Genomic DNA, 1,021 nt, shown 5'->3' with positions numbered 1-1,021 from the left:
TGAAGTCATGGGGACGCCGAAATTAAAGTGGGCCACATTATCCCGCACTTTCATTTCTGCCCTGCCTGTGTAACGCCGGGATGAACCACGCCGGCAATGGGCTCTCCATGCCGGTAGCGATCACCGTAGTTCACGATGAAGGGCCGGTTGTTTTCGAGGTAGACAATGAACTCCTCGAGCTTGCCAAGGAGTTTGGCCTCCTCGGGGCTGGCCTCGAGGCCCAGATCCCAGCCCAAGCTTTCCAGTCGGCGCAACGCCGGATAGGGGCAGCCGTGCCACAGGTGCCACTTGGCGCCATGCAGCGCCTTGATCAATGCCGCGTTGCTGGGGCCGTCGCATGTGTGCCGGCCGGCTCTTGATCATCTGTTCTAGGTTCTTGTACCCGCATGGCAATGTGGAACCAGTCGAGGACATAAGTTATCCACAGTCAGTGTGGATAACCTGGCCCTTGGCCGCGTGCGTTGTTCGCTGGCGCGTCCTTCCAGCGGCGTGCTTAAATTTCAGGCAGTGTTGGTCCCGGACTAGCGTCTGCTCCGCGCGGGGGAGTCAGGCTGGCATTCTGTCAACAGGCCGTGCTTGGCAAGCCCAAGTATCTATCGGCCATTTCGGTTGTTCAAAGGATGGCTTTGGCAGCTAGGGGAGGAGACGCTGGAGACAGCGCTAGTCCACGGCGCGCCCTCGGATGACACTTCCGCGGTGGCGTTATGCGCACTATTGCAACAAGCAGGCTGAAATGCTAGGTGGAGCGGTGGCGTAGGCGCAGCGTTCCGCCCACATCTCGTTTCTTGTGCCCATGCCGGTTCTCGGAGGCGTTGTACTTGATCTCGACATGCCGGGCACCCACAGGCTTTGACGTGGGACGACATCCTTGTCGCTTTTAGTGGTCGAGGCGATAAAGCTGTGCGAGAAGTATTATCGCGGGGATTTGATCATCACTACCCGATGCCATATCGGCCAGAATACGCCGCGATTTGGGCCTTGGCGTGTGGGATTGCCGTGTGACGGCAAATCGGTGAATCGC

1 pseudogene is annotated in these 1,021 nt (G+C 58.8%); it reads right to left on the bottom strand.

Annotation, left to right across the window (positions count from 1 at the left end):
• Window positions 1–53 precede the first annotated feature (53 nt).
• A pseudogene (locus tag A3A5_RS42140) lies at window positions 54–412 on the bottom strand (ISKra4 family transposase); the annotation flags it as partial.
• Between the last annotated feature and the right edge of the window lie 609 nt (window positions 413–1,021).

Origin of the sequence: Cupriavidus sp. UYPR2.512 (genome assembly GCF_000379565.1) — a bacterium.
In the GTDB taxonomy this organism is placed as follows: domain Bacteria; phylum Pseudomonadota; class Gammaproteobacteria; order Burkholderiales; family Burkholderiaceae; genus Cupriavidus.
The sequence above is the reverse complement of the archived record's forward strand: the minus strand, read 5'-3'. Positions and strand labels throughout refer to the sequence as shown.